General features: G+C 71.2%; 13 protein-coding genes. 10 read left to right on the forward strand and 3 right to left on the reverse strand.

Features of this window, described 5'->3' with window-relative positions:
• Positions 1–9: 9 nt before the first annotated feature.
• The 6 genes from ABD810_RS39125 (at position 10) to ABD810_RS39150 (ending at position 7805) form a co-directional block, all read left to right on the forward strand.
• Entirely contained in the window at positions 10–2277 is a 2268-nt protein-coding gene (locus tag ABD810_RS39125) for a GAP1-N2 domain-containing protein (protein WP_344953027.1), read from the forward strand.
• Positions 2277–4304: a TRAFAC clade GTPase domain-containing protein gene (locus ABD810_RS39130; RefSeq protein ID WP_344953029.1), complete on the forward strand. Its 2028-nt coding sequence runs from the start codon at positions 2277–2279 to the stop codon at positions 4302–4304. The genes ABD810_RS39125 and ABD810_RS39130 overlap by 1 nt, the downstream gene beginning before the upstream one ends.
• Before the next feature lie 59 nt (positions 4305–4363).
• On the forward strand, positions 4364–5221 hold the full coding sequence (locus tag ABD810_RS39135; RefSeq protein ID WP_344953031.1) for an alpha/beta fold hydrolase: 858 nt from the start codon (positions 4364–4366) through the stop codon (positions 5219–5221).
• 358 nt (positions 5222–5579) lie between these two features.
• A complete protein-coding gene (locus ABD810_RS39140; RefSeq protein ID WP_344953033.1) occupies positions 5580–6206 on the forward strand; it encodes a dihydrofolate reductase family protein in 627 nt (208 codons plus the stop codon).
• Between the two features lie 28 nt (positions 6207–6234).
• On the forward strand, positions 6235–6570 hold the full coding sequence (locus ABD810_RS39145; RefSeq protein ID WP_344953035.1) for a YciI family protein: 336 nt from the start codon (positions 6235–6237) through the stop codon (positions 6568–6570).
• Positions 6567–7805 carry an RNA polymerase sigma factor gene (locus ABD810_RS39150; RefSeq protein WP_344953037.1) on the forward strand — a complete coding sequence of 413 codons (1239 nt, stop codon included), beginning with the start codon at positions 6567–6569 and terminating at the stop codon, positions 7803–7805. The genes ABD810_RS39145 and ABD810_RS39150 overlap by 4 nt, the downstream gene beginning before the upstream one ends.
• On the opposite strand, the gene ABD810_RS39155 is transcribed toward ABD810_RS39150, so the two are convergent.
• Both ABD810_RS39155 and glnA read right to left on the reverse strand, forming a co-directional pair.
• On the reverse strand, positions 7792–8550 hold the full coding sequence (locus ABD810_RS39155; RefSeq protein ID WP_344953039.1) for a hotdog fold domain-containing protein: 759 nt from the start codon (positions 8548–8550) through the stop codon (positions 7792–7794). The genes ABD810_RS39150 and ABD810_RS39155 overlap by 14 nt on opposite strands.
• A 397-nt stretch (positions 8551–8947) precedes the next feature.
• Positions 8948–10309 carry a type I glutamate--ammonia ligase gene (gene glnA, locus ABD810_RS39160; protein ID WP_344953041.1) on the reverse strand — a complete coding sequence of 454 codons (1362 nt, stop codon included), beginning with the start codon at positions 10307–10309 and terminating at the stop codon, positions 8948–8950.
• A gap of 299 nt (positions 10310–10608) precedes the next feature.
• Between glnA and ABD810_RS39165 the strand changes: the two genes are divergently transcribed.
• From ABD810_RS39165 to ABD810_RS39180, 4 genes are all read left to right on the forward strand, one after another.
• Positions 10609–11964 carry an expansin EXLX1 family cellulose-binding protein gene (locus ABD810_RS39165; RefSeq protein ID WP_344953043.1) on the forward strand — a complete coding sequence of 452 codons (1356 nt, stop codon included), beginning with the start codon at positions 10609–10611 and terminating at the stop codon, positions 11962–11964.
• 252 nt (positions 11965–12216) lie between these two features.
• Complete coding sequence (locus ABD810_RS39170; protein ID WP_344953045.1) at positions 12217–14349, forward strand: sensor histidine kinase; 2133 nt, start codon at positions 12217–12219, stop codon at positions 14347–14349.
• A gap of 146 nt (positions 14350–14495) precedes the next feature.
• On the forward strand, positions 14496–16436 hold the full coding sequence (locus tag ABD810_RS39175) for a sensor histidine kinase (protein ID WP_344953047.1): 1941 nt from the start codon (positions 14496–14498) through the stop codon (positions 16434–16436).
• Positions 16437–16665: 229 nt separating this feature from the next.
• Positions 16666–18120, forward strand: a complete 1455-nt coding sequence (locus tag ABD810_RS39180; protein WP_344953049.1) for a BTAD domain-containing putative transcriptional regulator — start codon at positions 16666–16668, stop codon at positions 18118–18120.
• 115 nt (positions 18121–18235) lie between these two features.
• Here the strand turns inward: ABD810_RS39180 and ABD810_RS39185 are convergent.
• The coding region (locus ABD810_RS39185) for a hypothetical protein (protein WP_344953051.1) at positions 18236–18637 on the reverse strand (402 nt) is incomplete at its 5' end.

The raw sequence follows: 18637 nt of genomic DNA on the forward strand, positions 1-18637 counted from the left end.
TGAGGGGTGATGGCCTGGCAGCTCCACTACACCTCTGCCGAGGCCGGGCCCGCCGGGCGCGCCGGCTTCCAGTTCGTCGCCGAGTCGCCGGGGCTCCCCCCGGGCCTCGCGGGCAAGGTCGCGACGTACCTCAGCTACAAGCCCCCGCCCACCGCACCCCTGGCCCCGACCCCGGCGCAGGTCGCCGAGCTTCCGGTCGCCCTGGCGTACGGCCCGCTCGGCGAGCTGAGCGTGCTCACCCGTTGCGTCTACCTCGGGCAGGACTATTCCGGCCGGTACGGCAACTTCCTCGGCCACGCCGTCGTCGTCGACGCGGACGAGCTCATGGGGTTGCGGCCCGTGGAGTTCTGGCAGGCGTCCCTGTGGTCGGACGCCCCCGCGCCTCCGGGCACCGCCCTGCCCGAGCTGGCCGACCCGCTGCCGGGCGACCGCGTGGACCCCGAATCACTGGCCGAATGGCTCGCCTCCGGAGGCGAAGCCGCCTACACGCGTCTCGGAATCCTGCTGGAGGCCGTCGGGAAGGCGCTCTCCCAGGGGCACGGCCGGCTCGTCCTGGTCTCCGCCGATGTGGAGGAGATCGTGCGATGGATCGGCGTGATCTCCTACTCCCTGCCATGGCCGGTGGCGGCCCGGCTGCCCTTCCTCACCTACAGCGCCGATCCGGGCGCAGCGCCGCAGGTGATCGTGGGGACGACGCCGGACGTCTGGATGCCGTCCGACATCGACGCCGCCGTCATACGGCTGGACGAGCCTCCTGACCCGAGCGCGAGGCTCGGTCGCTTCGCCCGTACGGTGGCGGACTGCTGGCGGCGGTCGGACCTGGCCGGAATCGACGCGATCGGCGAGCTGGGGCGATCTGGCGGCGGAGGCGGGCGGTTCGAGCCGGAGACCAGCGCGGCGCTGCTGGCCTTCTGCCGGGGCGATCCGAGCGTGACGATCGAAGAGCAGTCGGCCATCGCCCGCACGCTGTCCGGCGACCTGCCCGAGTGGCTGTGGCACGACCTCGGGGAGAGGTCCGGCGAGATGGGCTTCGAGCTCGCCTCGGCCGCCCGCGCCCTCGCGCCGGCCGACACCGCCGAGCGCTGTGCCGCGCGGTGCGCCGTACTGGCCCTGCGGGACCACACCCTGCCACCGCCCGCTCCCCCGCTGCGGCAGGAGACCCGGGAGTCGTTGCGCGGGGAGGCCGCCCAGGTGCTCGCCGCGGCCCAGGACCTGGAGGAACTCGCGGAGGCCGCCGGGACCGCCCATGCGGTCGGGGCCCCCGTGGCCGGTACCGACGCCGGGACCGCCACCCGGGCGCTGGTACGCCACGGCAGCGGCGACCTCGAACGGCTGCTGGGACGGGTACCGACGGAGCTGCACGAGGCGGTACTGGCCGGCGCGGTCCTCGGCCTTGAGGAGTCCCCGGCCGAGATCCGCGACCGCATGCTGACCGACGGGGTCTGCGACCTGCTGGAGTCGCGGGACCTCTCGCCCGTCCCCCTGACCGGGATGGCGGTCGTGCTCTCCCTCGTACGGCGCGCACGGATCTCGCGGATTGACGCCACGGTCAAGCTGATCAGGCTCGGCGTCAGGGTGGAAGGCGGAATGGAGCAGGATCGCGACGCGGCCCTGCTGTCCGTCTGGGACGCGGCGCCGGGCACCGCCGAATGTACGGCCCTGGTCGACCGGCTCGGCACGGCCATGAGCGCCTCCCCCCACCTCAGCGACCTGCCCGTCCGTACGTTCCTTGCGGAAGGTCTGGAGGACCCCGACGTCGTGCGACTGGCGGAGCTCGTACGGGGCTCCGTGCCCGGCTATCCCGCCACGGACGCCGAGGTCGTGCTGCTCGCGGCGAGCGTCGAGGAGGCGGAGCTGCCGGAGGACGCCGCCTCGCTGCTCCAGCGGCTCGGGGCCCTGGAGGCGGAGGCCCAGGAGGACCTGCTGCGGGAGGCGGTCGCCCTGGCCGCGCGCGCCCTGGCCCGGCGGGATCCGCGCTTCAGGACCGAGGTCGTCAAGGAGTTACCCGAGGTGGACCGGGCGAGGCTCTCGAATGCCTGGCTGGACGGGCGGAGGAGCCGTGACGAGCAGGCCGCCCTGCTGGAGGTCGCCATCCGGCTCCACCTGGCGGGGCAGACCGTGCCGGATCTGGACGCCTGGGCCCGGTCCGAGCTCACCAGCTGGTCGCTGTTCGGGTCGGCGGAGTCACGCTTCAAGCGCGACGGTGAGCTCGCGGCAGGGCTGAGGGAGATGGCCAAGGGACGCCGCGGGCGGCCGTGGAAGCGGGAGGCACGCTGATGCCGCTCGCCGCGGTCGTCCTGGTCGCGCTGTGGTGCGTGTGCATGTACTTCGGTTTCCTGTACGTGTTCCCGGTGGTGTTCGCGCTGGCCCTGGTCGCCGCCACGCTGGTGGGCACGGGCCTGTACTTCCTGCGCGTGGGACGGGTGCTGATCCCCGTCACGGCCCGCGGAGCATCGCCTCCGGCGCCCGGGGGGAAGGGGGATCCCGCCTACCGGCATTACCTCTTCAGCCAGGCGTCACTGGACTGGTGGAAGATCCACCGGGCCGCCGTCCCCGCCATGGGCCAGACCGCCACGGAAGCGCTGGGCAAGGTGACCCGGTCGCTCATGACCAAGGTCCGGGGCTTCTTCCTGCTGCCGGTATGGCTCGGCGCCGTCACCGGCCTCTGCCTGGCCGCGATCCCGATCCTCGCCGTCGCGGTGGCGCTCACCGGTGCGTACGTGCTGGTCGCGGCGGTGGGCATGGTGGTGTGGCTGGCGTGCCTGCTGTTGCTGCTCGGCGTCGAACAGGTCTTCATGCGGACCCGGCGGATCCTGCAGACCTGCCCCCATCCCCAGTGCTACGCGCGGATCGCGCTTCCCGAGTACGCCTGTCCCACCTGCGGCGAGCGGCACCGCCGCCTGACCCCGAACCTCTACGGGGCTTTCCGGCACGTGTGCCGCTGTGGAACGCGGCTGCCCACCGCCATCGTGCTCGGGCGGTTCCGGCTCCAGGCGTACTGCCCCGAATGTGAGCGTGCGCTGCCCAACCGGATCGGCCGGGCCAGGATCGAGCCCTTGCCGTTCGTCGGCGGGCCGGACGCGGGCAAGACGACGTTCATGGTGCTCGCGATCAGCGCTCTTCATGGGGTGGTGAAGGCCGCCCGGGGACGGGCCGGGTTCGTGGTCCAGGGCGACGAGATGGCCTTCGCGCGGTTCCGCCGCGAACTGCGGCTCGGGAAGGTCTCCAAGACCACCACCGCCGCCCCGTCGGCGACCATGGTCGACATCACCCTGCCCGGCTCACGGACCCGCAGCGGGAACCGCATCCTCTACCTCTTCGACCCCTCCGGCGAGGGGTTCACCGGGGCCACGCAGGTCGAGGAGATGAGCTACCTGGCCCACGGCGAGGCGATGCTCATCGTGGTGGACCCCTTCGCCCTGCCGCTGGTGCAGCAGAGCCTGTCGGCCGGCGAGCGGCAGACCCTGGAGAGGGCCGGCGTCGTGCTGTCCCCCGAGGATCCCTTCGACACCTTCCAGCGGGTCAAGAACGAGCTCGCCGCACGCGCGGACGGCGGCCGGCAGAAGCGGGTCGCCGTGGTGGTCACCAAGGCCGACCTGCTCCGCAAGACCGCGATCGGCGGCGATGCCGACCGGCTCCCCGGCTGGTTCGACGGCGTCGGCCTCGGAAACATGATCCGCGACCTGGCCAGGACGGCGGGCGAGGTCCGCTACCTCGCCTCGGGCCTCCCTGCGGACGACGCCGCCATCGCCCGCCTCCTGGCCTGGCTCACCGGCCTGCCTCTCCCGGCCGGCGCGCCTGGAAACGGCAACGAACTGAACGGGCACACGGCCGGCGCCACGGGAGACGGCGACAGGACCGGTGCCGCCGAACCAGGCGGGGACACCGCACCAGGCGAGCACACCACCGAACGAAGCCAACCCACCACGAGGACCACCGGGAACGGGACGAAGGAGAGCGGAACCGGGGAGAACGCGACCGGGAAGGACGGAGCCAAGGACGACGGGGCCGGGGAGGACGCGACCGGGAAGGGCAGGGCCAAGGAGGACGGAACCGGGGAGAACGCGACCGGGAAGGACGGAGCCAAGGAGGACGGGGCCCAGGAGGATGATCACGCCGACCTCACCATGACCGACCTGCGGCGGCCATGGACACCGAGCAGGGGCGGCGAGGACCGCGTACCTGTCACCTACCGGCTGTTCCGCTGGTCCCTGTTCGGCGCCTCAGCGGTGCTGGGCATCGCGGCCCTGACCCTCCTGGCCGTCTGGGCCATATCGCTACTCGACGGGAACATCCCTATCTGAGGGACACGATCGGGAACCATCGCTTCTCACGGTGACCATGTGGCCCTAACGTCGCCTCCATGGCCGAGCACATGTCCAGCGGCGAGAAGCTGCTTGAGATCAACGGTGTCGAACTGTGCGTCGAGACCTTCGGTGACTCCAACAACCCGGCCGTCCTGCTCATCGCCGGGGCGGCCGCCTCGATGCTGTGGTGGGAGGCGGAGCTGTGCGAACGGATCGCGGCCCACGACCGGTTCGTGATCCGCTATGACAACCGGGACACCGGCCGGTCGACCTCCTACCCGCCTGGGCGGCCGGGGTACTCGCTCACCGACCTGATCCAGGATGCGCTGGGCATCCTGGACGTCCTGGGCATCGAGCGGGCACACATCGTCGGCCAGTCCATGTTCGGCGGGCTCGCCCTCGCCGCGGGGGTGGATCACCCCGAGCGGGTCGCCTCGCTGACGTTCGTCTCCACCACGACAGGGGACGACGGCCTCCCGCCGCCCTCCAAGGAACTCACTGAGCACACCCACGCCGACCCCGACCCCGCCGATCACGATGCCGTGGTCGACTTCATCGTCGGGTCGGCGAAGGCGTACTCCGGTGGCTCGCCTCACTTCGACGAGACCGCGATCCGTGCCTTGGTGGAGCATGACGTGGCTCGCACCCGCGACGTCGCGTCAATGCTGACCAACCACTACGCCATCGACATCGACGCGCCGAAGTGCGGCGGGTTCGGCGATATCGACGTGCCCACGCTGGTGGTGCACGGGAGCCGCGACCCGGTGTTCCCCCTCCCCCACGGAGAGGCGCTGCGCGACGCCGTCCCCGGCGCCGAACTACTCATCTTGGACGACGCGGGGCACGACATACCGAAACAGGTGTGGGACGCCTTCGTACCGGCACTGGCCCGGCACACCACAGGCGGCCCATGACCTGACCACGATCCGCGCCCTTCGCTGACGACCTTCGACCGGCTTCTTCGTTCGTTCAACCGCTTGGAGAACATACGGGCGGTACACCGATGGGCGCCATCTAGGGTGAGCAGCCCGGAGATCGATGGGGGACTCGGCCAGGTTTTGATCGATCCGTTCAGGCCCTCCCGGCACCCACTTGATCGGGGAACCCGTCTGTTTCCCACCCGGTCGGGGCACCTACGGGAGGGACGGAAACTAGAACGGATTCGTCTCGGGTCTGCTGTCGAATGTGGGTGGTTTCGTTCGCCGTGGTCAGTGAGGGCGTCGCCGACGATGCCCGGCGGTATGTACGAACGAACGGAACGAAGGAAACGACATGCGGAAGCTGATGGTCACCACGTTCGTGTCCCTGGATGGGGTCATGCAGGCGCCGGGCGGCGGTGATGAGGACCGTGACGGCGGGTTCGAGCACGGCGGCTGGGCCGTACCGCACATAGACCAGCAGATCCTCCAGCTGATGACCGCGCTGACCGGCAGGGCCGGCGCGCTCCTGCTCGGGCGCAAAACCTACGACATCTTCGCCGCCACCTGGCCGCTGGCAGGCGCCGACGACCCTATCGGGGAGAAGATGAACAGCGTGCGCAAGTACGTCGCGTCGCGGACCTTGGACACCGTGTCGTGGCGGAACACGACGCTGCTCACCGGTGACGTCACCGAGGCGGTCGGCAAGCTCAAGCAAGGCGAGGGCGGCGAGATCCAGGTCCACGGCAGCGGCAAGCTGATCCAGACGCTGGTCGAGCACGACCTCGTCGACGAGTTTCATGTGCTGGTCTTCCCGGTGCTCATCGGCTCCGGCAAGCGGCTTTTCGCGGAGGGGACCGTCCCGTCCGGCCTCAAGCTCGTCGGCACCACGACGTCGAGCACTGGTGTCCTCATCAGCACCTATGCGACGAATGGCAAGCTCGAGTACGGTGCGATGGGCCCGGAGACCGGTAACTGGTGATGGAGCCAAGTGACCAGATAGGAAAGCCATGCCGCAGTACGCGATTCTGATCTACGAGAAGGAGACCCCCGGGGGTGTGGCGGACATCCCGCCCGATGTCATGGAGGCCAACATGCGGGTCGGGGAGCACATCGCCGCGATGGGCGCGAAGGTCGTCAACGAGCAGGCGCTGCAGCCCAGCGCGACCACGCGGACGATCCACAAGAACGGCCTGGTCACCGACGGCCCATTCCTTGAAAGCAAGGAGGTGATCGCCGGTTTCTTCGTGGTCGAGACCACAGACCTCGACCAGGCGATCGCCATCGGCAGGCTGCTTCCGATCATGGATGGCGCCGTCGAGGTGCGGCCGCTGCTGACGATGTGACGTCGGTCCAGCAGGTGGTCGCCGACGCGCACCGTCGCGAGTGGGCCACGGTGCTCGCCGCGACGGTGCGCGTCACCCGCGACCTCGACCTGGCCGAGGAATGCGTCCAGGACGCCTACGCCGCCGCGCTCGACGCCTGGACGCGCGGCGGCGTACCGGCCAGGCCGGGGGCCTGGCTGACCGTCGCGGCCCGGCACAACGCACTGGACGCCTTACGCAGGGCCGCGACGTTCCGGTCGAAGCTGCACCTGCTAGTGGAGCCGGCCGCGGCCGATCTCGATCTCCCGGCCGACCCGCCGGTTCACGACGACCGGCTGCGGCTGGTCTTCCTGTGCTGCCACCCGGCGCTGGCGACCGAGGCTCAAGTCGCCCTCACGCTGCGGCTGGTCTGCGGTGTGACGACCCCGGACATCGCGAAGGCGTTCCTGGTCTCGGAGACGACCATGGCGGCCCGCATCACCCGGGCGAAGAAGAAGATCGCGGCGGCGCGGATCCCCTTCCGGATGCCGGCCCCGGGCGAGGTGCCGGGCCGGTTGGACGCGGTCCTCACCACCATCCACCTGCTGTTCACCACCGGCCACACCGCCCCGGCCGGGCCCGCGCTGACCAGGAACGACATCGCCGAGCGCGCGCTCGACCTGGCGCGTATGCTCCGCGACCTGATGCCGGACGAGCGCGAGGTCCAGGGACTGCTCGCGCTGCTTGTGGCCAACCACGCCCGCCGGGCGACCCGTACCACCACGGGCGGGCGCCTGCTGCCGCTGGAGGAACAGGACCGTTCGCTCTGGGACCAGGAGGCGATCGCCGAGGCGCATGGCCTGGTCCTCGGAGCCCTCCGCGGCGGGACCCCCGGCCGATTCGCCCTGCAAGCCGCCATCGCGGCGCTGCACGCGACCGCCCCGACGTACGGGGACACGGACTGGGAGCAGATCCTGGTGGTCTACGACGCGTTGCTGGAAGCGTGGCCGTCGCCGGTCGTCGCCCTTAACCGGGCCGTGGCGATCGCGATGGTGAGCGGACCGGCGACCGCGCTGGCCGAGGTCGAGGCGCTGGAACAGGACCCGCGACTCGCGGGCTACCGCTACCTGCCGGCGATCAAGGCCGATCTGCTGCGCCGACTGGGCCGGAATGCCGCCGCCGCCGCGGCCTACGAGCAGGCGATCACGCTCGCCGGCACAGAAGCCGAACGCGCTTTCCTCGCCGGCCGTCTCACCGAGACCCTCAGGCGGGGATGATCCAGGTCGCCTTGGCGGCGGCGACGAGGGTGCCGTCCACCTCGTACACGGCGCTCTCGCCGAACAGCTTGCGCCCTTCGCGGCCGGAGGCGCGGGCGACGACGGAGTAGGTGCCGTTCGGGTACACCCGCCGGAAGACCTGTGCCGTGATGCGACCCAGCAGACCCGGACCACCGGACGCGGCGTGGGCCCAGCCGCTCGGGCAGTCGAGCGCCGCCCAGATCAGGGCGTTGGGGATGACGCCCTCTTCGTCGGTCAGGGTCATCGGCACCCGCCAGCCTGCCGCGATCAGGTCCGTGCCCTCGACCGGGCCGGGGAAGATCCGCAGGCCGTCCCCGGGGTCCCGCAACCCGCAAACGAAGCATCCGGGCACCGGATGGTCGCCGGTCAGGCCGGCGAAGCCCGCCTCCGCGCGGGCCGCGTCGGGGAAGGGCACGAACGGCGGCGGCGTCACATCCTCGGCGACGGGGATCGCCTCGGCGAGCACTTCTCCGCCATGGGACAGCGAGACCGAGTTGGCGACATGGCCCACGGCGAGCTCGGTGTCCAGCGGAGTCGACCGGCGCAGGGTCACCTCAAGCGCATGCGACCGGTCCAGCGTGTCCGCGAAAGTGCCCGCGAGAGCGCCGGCGATCCAGCCGCCGTTGGCGGTGTCCTCAGGACCACGGAAGCGAGCCGGGACGGTGAGCACTGTCTGCAGACCGGCGGAAGTCGTCAAGCTGAAGCCCTCCATGTTGCTCCGCACCAGGAGCACCTAATAGTAAATACTGTGAGATACCACCACATTTTATCCGTACGTTCCTCCTGTCATGGCATCAGGTACGGATGACGGATCCGTTAGCCGCCGGTAACGACGAAGTGACACACGGCAGCCGGCCCGCCGAAGAACAGACCCGCGAGAACCTCGCCGACCGAGCCGGGGCAGAAGCCGGCCGGCGCCAGGTCATGAAGGAACCGATCCGAACCAGGTCACGAACGAACCGAGCCAGGTCACGAACGAACCGGCCCGAGCCAGGTCACGAAGGGACCAACCACGGCGAGTCGACCAACCCATGGCGGGTCGTAAAGCCGGGCCGAGCCGTCACCGGACGGCTCGGCCCAGAGATATACGGATCCCGTTCATCTCGAGATCAGCCGACCGGTCACAGGACGGGCAGGTAGCGCCCCAGTTCGAACTCGGTGACCTGGCGGCGGTAGTCGTGCCACTCGGCCTTCTTGTTGCGCAGGAAGTAGTCGAAGACGTGTTCCCCGAGCGTCTCGGCGACCAGTTCGCTGCGTTCCATCGTCGTGATGGCCTCGTCGAGGCTCTGTGGCAGCGGTTCGATGCCGAGCGCGCGTCGCTCGGCGCTGGTGAGGGCCCACACGTCGTCCTCGGCGCCGGGCGGCATCTCGTACCCGCCCTCGATGCCCTTCAGCCCCGCGGCGAGGATGACCGCGTACGCGAGGTAGGGGTTGCAGGCGGAGTCGAGCGACCGGAACTCCACGCGGGTGGAGTTGCCCTTCGTCGGCTTGTACATGGGGACGCGTACGAGCGCCGACCGGTTGTTGTGACCCCAGCTGATGTAGCTCGGCGCCTCGCCGCCCAGTCCGGCGATGGCCTCGGCACCGCCCCACAGCCGTTTGTAGGAATTCACCCACTGGTTACACACGGCGGTGATCTCCGCGGCGTGCTTGAGCAGGCCGCCGATGAACGACCGTCCGATCTTGGACAGCTGGTATTCGGCCCCGGGCTCGTAGAAGGCGTTGCGGTCGCCCTCGAACAGGGACATGTGGGTGTGCATGCCCGAGCCGGGATACTCGGAGAAGGGCTTGGGCATGAAGGACGCCCAGATGCCCTGCTCCAGCGCGACCTCCTTCATGACCAGCCGGAAGGTCATGATGTTGTCGGCGGTCGTCAGCGCGTCGGCGTACCGCAGGTCGATCTCCTGCTGGCCCGGGGCGCCCTCGTGGTGGCTGAACTCCACCGAGATGCCCATCGCCTCCAGCATCATGATCGCGTTACGCCGGAAGTCGTGACCCGAGCTGTGCGGGGTGTGGTCGAAGTACCCGCCGGAGTCGTTCGGCACCGGCTTCTGGCCCTCTTCGGGCCGCCCCTTCAGCAGGAAGAACTCCACCTCGGGGTGGGTGTAGAAGGTGAAGCCCATGTCGGCGGCCTTGGCCAGCGTCCGCTTGAGCACCCAGCGCGGGTCCGCGTGCGACGGCGACCCGTCGGGCATGAGGATGTCGCAGAACATGCGCCCGGCGCCCGGCGTCTCGCTCCGCCACGGCAGGATCTGGAAGGTCGACGGGTCGGGCTTGGCGAGCATGTCGGACTCGTACACGCGGGCGAAGCCCTCGATCGCGGACCCGTCGAAGCCGATGCCTTCGGCGAACGCCCCTTCGAGCTCCGCCGGAGCTATCGCCACTGATTTGAGGAAGCCCAGCACGTCGGTGAACCACAGCCGGATGAACCGGATGTCGCGCTCTTCGAGCGTACGGAGCACGAACTCCTGCTGGCGGTCCAAGGCATCCCCTTCTGCCGGACGGTGATCGGACACCATCGTCGTCACGCTGAGCCAGTCTCTGAATCGGCGGAAGACATGTCTGGTCATCACCCAGTCTGCCCGCTTGGTGTTTCGCACACGTTACGCGGGTCCCCTGTGAGACGCCCAACTCCGCTGCTCCCGACGTGGGTCCACCCTTCCGACGTGCGCCACCGGCCTTCGACACGAGGTGTATTACGGACACACGCCGCCGTCACGTAATGTGACAGCATGGTCTCGTTCTGCATTCGTCAACGTTGACGTCAGGCGAGGGAGAGCGAATGAACGCGGATCGGCGGCGCGCCAGACCTCCGGCCCTGCGGCTGCGGCGATGGCATCCGCCCCTTCGGCGGCGGTCGTGGCCGCCGGCCGTACGGCTGCCGTCACCACGGCGGGCCGTGCCACGTCGTCTGGTCCTCAGGCGTCCGGCCGTGTGGCAGTGGCTGGCGTGGGCGGTGTCGATGGCGGCGGCGCTCACGCTCGTCGCGCTCGGCGCCCAGGCCGGCAGGAACGGCGCCTGCGCCGACGGCGGGTCCGGCCGCGGAGGCCAGGCCGACGCCACACCCCGCCATCACGGCGACGCCGACGACGGGCCCGTCCGCAGGCACGAAGCCGACGGCATGAGCCGCCGTGCAGACCGCGCCCTCGACAGGGCCAGGTCGCTGACCGGGTGGGCGCGCGGCGGCAACTGCTCGCTCTCCGGGGCGGTGCTCGGCGATCTCGTCGCCGCCGTGTCCGCCGAGGAGTACGCCGGTTCGGCGGCCTGCGGTGCGTATCTCGACGTCACGGGGCCTCGCGGCACCGTCCGCGTCCAGGTGATCGACGAATGCCTGTCGTGCGCTCCCGGCGAGCTCGATCTGAGCCGCGCCGCCTTCGCCCGGGTGGCGGGTCCCGGCCCGAGCATGGTGCCGATCAGCTACCACACCGTGCAGAACCCCCTGGTTCCGAGGCCGGTGGCGTTCCGGCTCAAGAAGGGCTCCTCGACCCGGTGGCTGGCGATCCAGGCGGTCGACCATGGCAATCCCCTCCAGCGGCTGGAGGTCCTGCACAAGGGCCGATGGCGAGCCCTGTCGCGCCATTCCGACAACTACTGGGTGGCCCACCGCGGCATCGGTTCCGGGCCGTACACCGTGCGGATCACCGACGTGTACGGGCAGCGGCTGATCGCGACGGGCATCGACCTGGCCCCCGAAGGGCTCCAGCGCACTCCATACCGCCTGTACGCACCCGCGAAGGCGTCCCCCGTGCCGCGGAACCTCCCCTCATCTGGACGGAACGGGACTCACGGCTCTGCGGGAGGCGCGAGACCTCGCAGCGGAACCGATGGCACCCTGCCCGCACCGGCCGGCCGGGGAACGACGGGCCCCGCCACCGCCGCGCCCGGCACCGCGCGGCCTCCGGCCCTGGAGTCGGAGAGCGCCAAGGCACGGATCGGCGGCATGGAGTTCGGCACCAGCGGCCCCGGGACCACCGGGGCCAGGGGGCTCGGGTTCGGAAGGAGGGATGCCTGGCCCGAGCGCTCCCAGGGTCATGCGGCCGGCGGCACCCTGGACACCTATCCCGATGGCCCACCGCTCCCCGACGCCGACCCCGCCCCCTTCACCGCCCTGCCCTCCGCCCGCCCCTTCTTCTGCTGAGCTCCCCTTGTCCTCGCATCGCGAACGCTCCAGGCCTCCGCTGGGAACACGACGCCAGAGACCGGTTTACGATCCGCTTAAGGACCGCGGCGACCAGGACTCTCTCGTTGACACCGGACGGTCGAGGGTGATGTAGCCCTTCATATCGGTTGAAGTGCGATATCAAGCGGTCGTTGATTCGCTGTTATGCGCCGTCCCATACTTTCCGGATGCCTCCCGCCGCGCCGGGAGCGCGGAGGGAGGCACGGGGGCATGCGCCGACTCGGCTGGGCGGCGGGATCGCTGGCGGTGGCCTCCGTCGGCCTGGTCGCGGCGGGGCTGTTCCTGCGCTTCCAGGTCCAGGTCCCCGAACGCATACGGCCCAGCGTGATGACCGGGGACGACGTGGTGGGCGTCGTCTATCCCGTGCTCGGTCTGCTGCTCCTGCTGCGACGGCCCCGCCTGCCGGTGGGCTGGCTGATGCTGGCCGGCGGGTTCGTCACCGCGACGCTCGGCGTGGCGCAGGCGTTGTGGGAACGGTCCCATCTGGCGGGCGACTTCGCCACGCGGTCGCTGATCGGTGACTACAACGCCGTCGCCGGAGCGCTGTGCATCGTCGCCGTGGACCTCCTGCTCCCTCTCCTGTTCCCCGACGGCAGGCTTCCCGCGCGCCGCTGGCGGCCGGTCGCCGCCTTCGCGGTCGGCATCGTGCTGCTGCTCGCGTTCCTGTTCGTGGTGCGGCCCTCGGTGCCCGGGTCGCCCGCCGGGCCGAACCCGTTCGCGATCGAGGGGCTGGCGCCGGTCGGCGCCTGGCTCGGCGGCCTCGGCGTGGACTGGTACCTGATCGCGGAGGGGCTGTGCGTGCTGTCCCTGGTCGACCGCTTCCGGATCGCCGACGCGGCCGGGCGGCGCCAGGTCGGCTGGTTGCTGTACGCGGTGGCCGCCAACTGGATCGTCGAGAGCTGGGCGCCGTACTCGGTGGCGGCCATGCTGACCACGGCCGCGATCCCGGCCGCCATCGTCATCGCGGTCACGCGGAACCGCCTGTACGGCATCGACACGCTGGCCAGCCGGACGCTGATCGCCGCCGGTCTGGCGGGTTCGATCGGGGCGGTCTACTTCGCGGTCAGCACTCTCGGGCTCGTCGCCTCGGGCCTCGGCCAGCTCGCCGGGCTGGCCGCGGCCCTGTTCGCCGGCGCGGCCTTCCAGCCCCTGCGACGGGCGCTGCGGCGGATGGCCGACCTGCTGTTCTACGGGCACAGCGGCGACGCGCGCCATCTGACCGAACGGCTGATCAGGGAGGTCCACTCGGCCGAACCGGCGAGCGCGCTGGCGGCCGTGGTGGCGACCGTCCGCGACGGCCTGACCGTGTCCGGCGTCGCCGTGGAGGTGACCGACGGGCGGCCGGGCAGCGTCGCGATCGGCCAGGTCGGCCACTCCCCGCGTGAGGTGCCGCTGGTCTGGCACGGCGAGCCCGTGGGTCGGATGCTCATCGGGCGGCCCGGCCCGAGGCGGTTCCCGCTGGCCCACGACGATCGCATGATCGCGGTGCTGACGCCGTTCGTGGCCGATGTGGCGCACGCCGTCCGTATGTCCGCCGACCTGCAGCGTTCCCGCGAGCGGATCCTGAGCGCGCGAGAGGAGGAGCGCCGCCGCCTCCGCCGTGACCTGCACGACGGCCTCGGCCAGGCGCTCGGCGACATGGCCATGTCCGTCACCATGGCCAGGAAGATGCTGCACGACTCCCCCGAGTCGGCGGAAGACCTGCTGGCCCGGTTACGGGCGGGCATGGACACGGTGACCCACGAGATCCGGGAACTGGTGTACGGGCTGCGCCCGCCCGCGCTGGACGACCTCGGCCTCACGGAGGCCGTACGACGCCTGACGGAGCCGGACGCGCGCCTCGACCTGGCGGGCGAGCCTGGCACCCGCCTCGACCTGGCGGGCGAGCCGGACGCGCGGCTCGACCGGGCAGGCGAGAAGGACGAGCGCGTCGGCGGGGGGAACGTGCCGGACAGGCTGCCGGCCGCCGTGGAGGTGGCCGTCTACCGCATCACCCAGGAGGCCCTGACGAACGCGCGGCGGCACGCGCGGGCCTCGTCCATCGTGGTGACGCTGGGCCGCCCGGCAGGCGAGCTGCGGCTGAGCGTACGGGACGACGGCGTCGGCCTTCCCGGCGACGTCCGCTCGGGCGTCGGGCTGCCGTCCATGCGCGAGCGCGCCGCGGAGCTGGGCGGGACGTGCTCGATCACCCGCCCGGCGGATGGCGGCACGCTCGTCGAGGTCGTCCTTCCGGTGGGCGTGGACGAGCTTCCGATGAGCACGGAGGACCCCGCGCACAACGGGCAAGGTGCAAGCCACCACGGTGAACCCCTGGCGGACCAGCGCGTCCACACGGCCCGATAGCCCAGACATGCACGAAATGTCGTACTACAGCGGGCCATAGTTCTCCGGCGGCGGCGCGGAGACCGACCAAAGCGGAGACCGAATAGCACCGACCACCGTCGGGAAGGGTGAGTGTGGGGATGGTCAGGATCACGGTGCCACGGACGGTGGCCGCAGCGACGGCCGTGGTGTCACCCGTCCTCGTCCTCGCCTCCTTGGTCATCTCCGCCAGGGTGCCGGACGCGTGGCGCCCGCCCATGCGGCTGACTCCCGATGTGGCGGCCGGCCTCACGTTCCCCGCCGTGGGCGCGTTCCTGGTGTTCCACCGACCACGCCTCGTCATGGCGTGGCTGATGTGCGCAGGCGGCCTGGCGGGAGGGGTCAGCCAGTTCTGCGGCATGCTGATGTTCCACCTGGCCTCGCAGGGCGATCTCGTCATCGCCGGTTACCTGCGGTACCCGTTCGTCACCCTCTGGGCGGTGTGCGGCGTGTCCCTCGCGATGATGCTGCCGCTCCTGTCACCCAACGGCAGGCTGCCCTCCAGGCGCTGGTGGCCGGTCGCCGCCTTCGGCCTCGCCGCCATCTCCGTCGAGACGGCGCGGCAGATCGTCCGGCCCACCCCGAACCCGAGCTACCTGCCGGTCCCCATCCCGAACCCGCTCGCGATCGAAGGGCTGCGGCCCTACAACGACCTGATCTACACCATCGCGTGGACCGGCATCATCGGCTCGGTCGTGCTGGCGCTGCTCTCCCTGGCCGTCCGCTTCCGCCACTCGGACTCGGAGGTGCGGCGGCAGATCGCCTGGCCACTGCTGGCCTTCACCGGGTACGTCCTGTTCCTGCTGGCCGGCGATGACATGTCGTCACTCGCGACCGGCTGGGCGGCGCTCGTACCGATCGCCATCGCCTTCTCCGTGACGCGCTACCGCCTCTACGGGATCGACACCATCGTCAGCCGGGCCTTCGTCGCGGCGGGAGTGCTCGCCGTGGTCAGCGGCGTGTACTTCGGCATCAGCGCCTTGTCCAGCCTGGTGGTGTCGCAGCGAGACCAGGTCGCGGGCCTGGTCGCCGCGCTCTTCGCCGGTGCGTTCTTCCAGCCGCTTCGGCGGACGCTCCAACGGCTCGTCGACCACATGATGTACGGCCGCGTCGGTGACCCGCGGTTGCTGGCCGAACGCCTCACCCAGGAGGTGCGCAGGGCCGATCCGGCCAAGGCGCTGTCGTCGATCGTCACGGTGCTGCGGGACGGTCTCGCCGTCGAGGGCACGGCCGTCGAGGTGGTCGACGGCAAACCCCGGTACGTCGAGAGCGGCGACGTGGGCGAGGACCCCCGGCAGATCCCCCTGGTGTGGCACGGCGAGACGGTGGGCCGTCTGCTGATCGGACGTCCCGGCGCGCGCCGCTTCGCCGCCGCCCACGACGAGCGCGTGCTCAGCACGCTCGTGCCGTACGCGGCGGACGTGGCGCACGCGGTCCGCATGGCCGCCGACCTGCAGCGTTCACGCGAGCGGATCCTGAGCGCGCGAGAGGAGGAGCGCCGCCGGCTGCGCCGTGACCTGCACGACGGCCTCGGGCAGACGCTGTCCTCCATGGCGATGACCATCAACATGGCGCGCAGCAGCCTCAAGAGCTCGCCCGACTCCGCCGACACCCTGCTCCGCGACCTGCGGACCGGCATGGACGCCGTGTCGGGCGACATCAGGGAACTGGTGTACGGGCTGCGCCCGCCGGCGCTGGACGACCTGGGGCTCGCCTCGGCCCTGCGCGCACTCGCCGCGGAGGGGCCGCCGCCGACCACCGTCGAGGTCACCGGCACGCTGGACGACCTGCCCGCCGCCGTCGAGGTGGCCGTGTACCGGATCGTCCAGGAGGCGCTCACCAACGTCCGCAGGCACGCGCACGCCTCCAGCGCGTACATCGCGCTCGATCGGGGCGCGGAGGCCCTGCGGGTGCGGATCGGCGACGACGGTACGGGGCTGCCGGACCGTCCGCGAGCGGGGGTGGGCCTGACCTCGATGCGGGAGCGGGCCGCCGAACTCGGCGGGAACTGCGGGGCCGTCTCCGCACCGGGCGGCGGCACGGTGGTCGAGGCGGTGCTCCCCCTCTGAGCGAGGCCGACGGTTCTGGCGGACCGGCGGGCTCTAACGGTATCGGCGGGCGCTGGCGAACCGGCGGGCCCTGGCGAACCGGCGGGCCCTGGCGAACCGGCGGGCCCTGGCGAACCGGCGGGCCCTGGCGGACCGGCGGGCCCTGGCGGGCTCTGCCGTGGCCGGCGGGGAACACCAGCAGCTGTTGCCGTACGGACATATGCCCATTCGCTCTACGCTATGCGCTGCGATGTTGAAACTTCTTGCCCTAGGACCGTTCCAGGCGTTCCACGATCATTCGCCGCTGGATCTGGGCGGGCAGCGCCAGCAGGCCGTTCTCGCCCGGCTCCTGGTCGCTCGTGGCCGTGCCGTGCCGGTGAGCGTGCTGATCGACGAACTGTGGCCCGGCGATCCCCCCGCCCAGGCGCTCTCCACGATCCAGGGGTACGTCTCCCGGCTGCGCCGGGCGCTGGAGCCGGACCGGGCGCCCCGCGAGGAGGCCGAGGTCCTGGTCTCCGCCTCTCCCGGGTACGCGCTGCGCACGGAGGCGGAGAACGTCGACACCTGGCTGTTCGAGAGCCTCGTACGCTCCGACCAGGGTGACGACGCCGCCGTGGTGTGGGAGCGCATGAACCAGGCGCTCGCCCTGTGGCGGGGGCCGGCCCTCGCGGAGTTCGCGGACCTGCAGTGGGCCGCCGCCGAAGCCATGCGGCTGGACGAGTTGCGGCTGCTGGCGATCGAGCACCGCGCGGACGCGGCGCTGCGCCTGGGCAGGGCCCCCGCGGCCATCCCCGATCTGGAGGCGCACGCCTCGGCCCATCCACTACGCGAGGAGGCCTGGCGGCTGCTGGCCCTCGCCCTGTACCGGGCGGGGCGGCAGGGCGACGCGCTTGGAGCGCTGCGCCGGGCGCGCGACCTGCTCCGCGAGGAGCTGGGACTCGACCCCGGCACGACGCTCCAGCGCCTCGAACGCGACATCCTCGCCCAGGCGGCGCACCTGGACGCCCCCGCTCCCAGCGCTCCCCCGGCCGGGGCGCGTACCTTGAGGGGCTCGACGCTGCGGGTGGTCGTCGCCGACGACCAGGCCCTGGTCCGTACCGGGCTGCGGGTCATCATGGAGAGCGAGCCTGACCTGGAGCTGGTCGGCGAGGCCGAGGACGGCGAGCAGGCCATCGCGGTCATCCGCCGCACCCGGCCCGATCTGGTGCTCATGGACATCTCCATGCCCCGGCTGGACGGCCTGGCGGCGGCCCGCCGCGTCCTGTCCGACGCCGCGCCACCGAAGGTGATCATGATGACCACCTTCGGCACGGACGACAACCTGTATGCGGCCCTGCGCGCCGGAGTCAGCGGCTTCGTGCTGAAGACGTCGGCGCCCGAGCAGCTCATCGCGGCCATCCGGGCGGCGGCGGCCGGCGACGCGCTGATCGATCCCGCCGTGACGACCCGGCTCATCGCCGCCTTCACCGGAAGGAGCGACCCGGCCACCCCGCCAGGACTGAACGGGCTGTCCGACGGCGACCTCGACCTGGTGAAGCTCGTGGCACGCGGCCTGACCAACGGGCAGGTCGCCGAGACGCTGGCCATGCCGGAGGAGGTGGTGGGCACCGCGATCACCTCCGTCCTCGACCGGCTCGGGCTGCTCGACCGCGCGCAACTGGTGGTGCTGGCCTACGAGTCCGGCCTGGTCAGTCCGAGGGTGTGACCCGCAGGCAACTCGCTGCTGTGAGTCACAGGATCGCGGCGGCGACGGCACCGCCAGGGCCCTGGCAGTGCCGTCGCGCTCGTGCGGTCGCGCTCGTGCCGTCGCGCTGGTGCTGTCAGCCGCAGGAGAAGGCTGTGGTGGTGCCGGTCGCCCGGGCTCCGGTACGGACGTCCACCGCGCGCACCGTCGCCCTCTCAAATTGCCCCGACCAGCATCTCGCGTCGTAGACGAAGTCCTTGAACGCTCCGTCCGCCGCCGTGCCGACGCTTCCTATCTGCATCGGGCGTTCCCTGCGGACCAGCCCGTCGGCGAACAACTCCACGCTGCTGTTCGGGGTGAAACCGTGTCCGGAGACATGGATCCACCCACCGAGTTGGTGCTTCTCCGTGCGAACGTCGATGCTCGGCACCGGCGCCGCCTCGTACCAGTACGCCCCCTCGACCGAGCCCTCGCGGCCCGGCCACCACAGCTCCATGCTGCCGGGGATCCGCGACACCGCCGCGATCCCACCGGTAGG

The organism is Sphaerisporangium flaviroseum (genome assembly GCF_039537005.1).
Lineage (GTDB): Bacteria > Actinomycetota > Actinomycetes > Streptosporangiales > Streptosporangiaceae > Sphaerisporangium > Sphaerisporangium flaviroseum.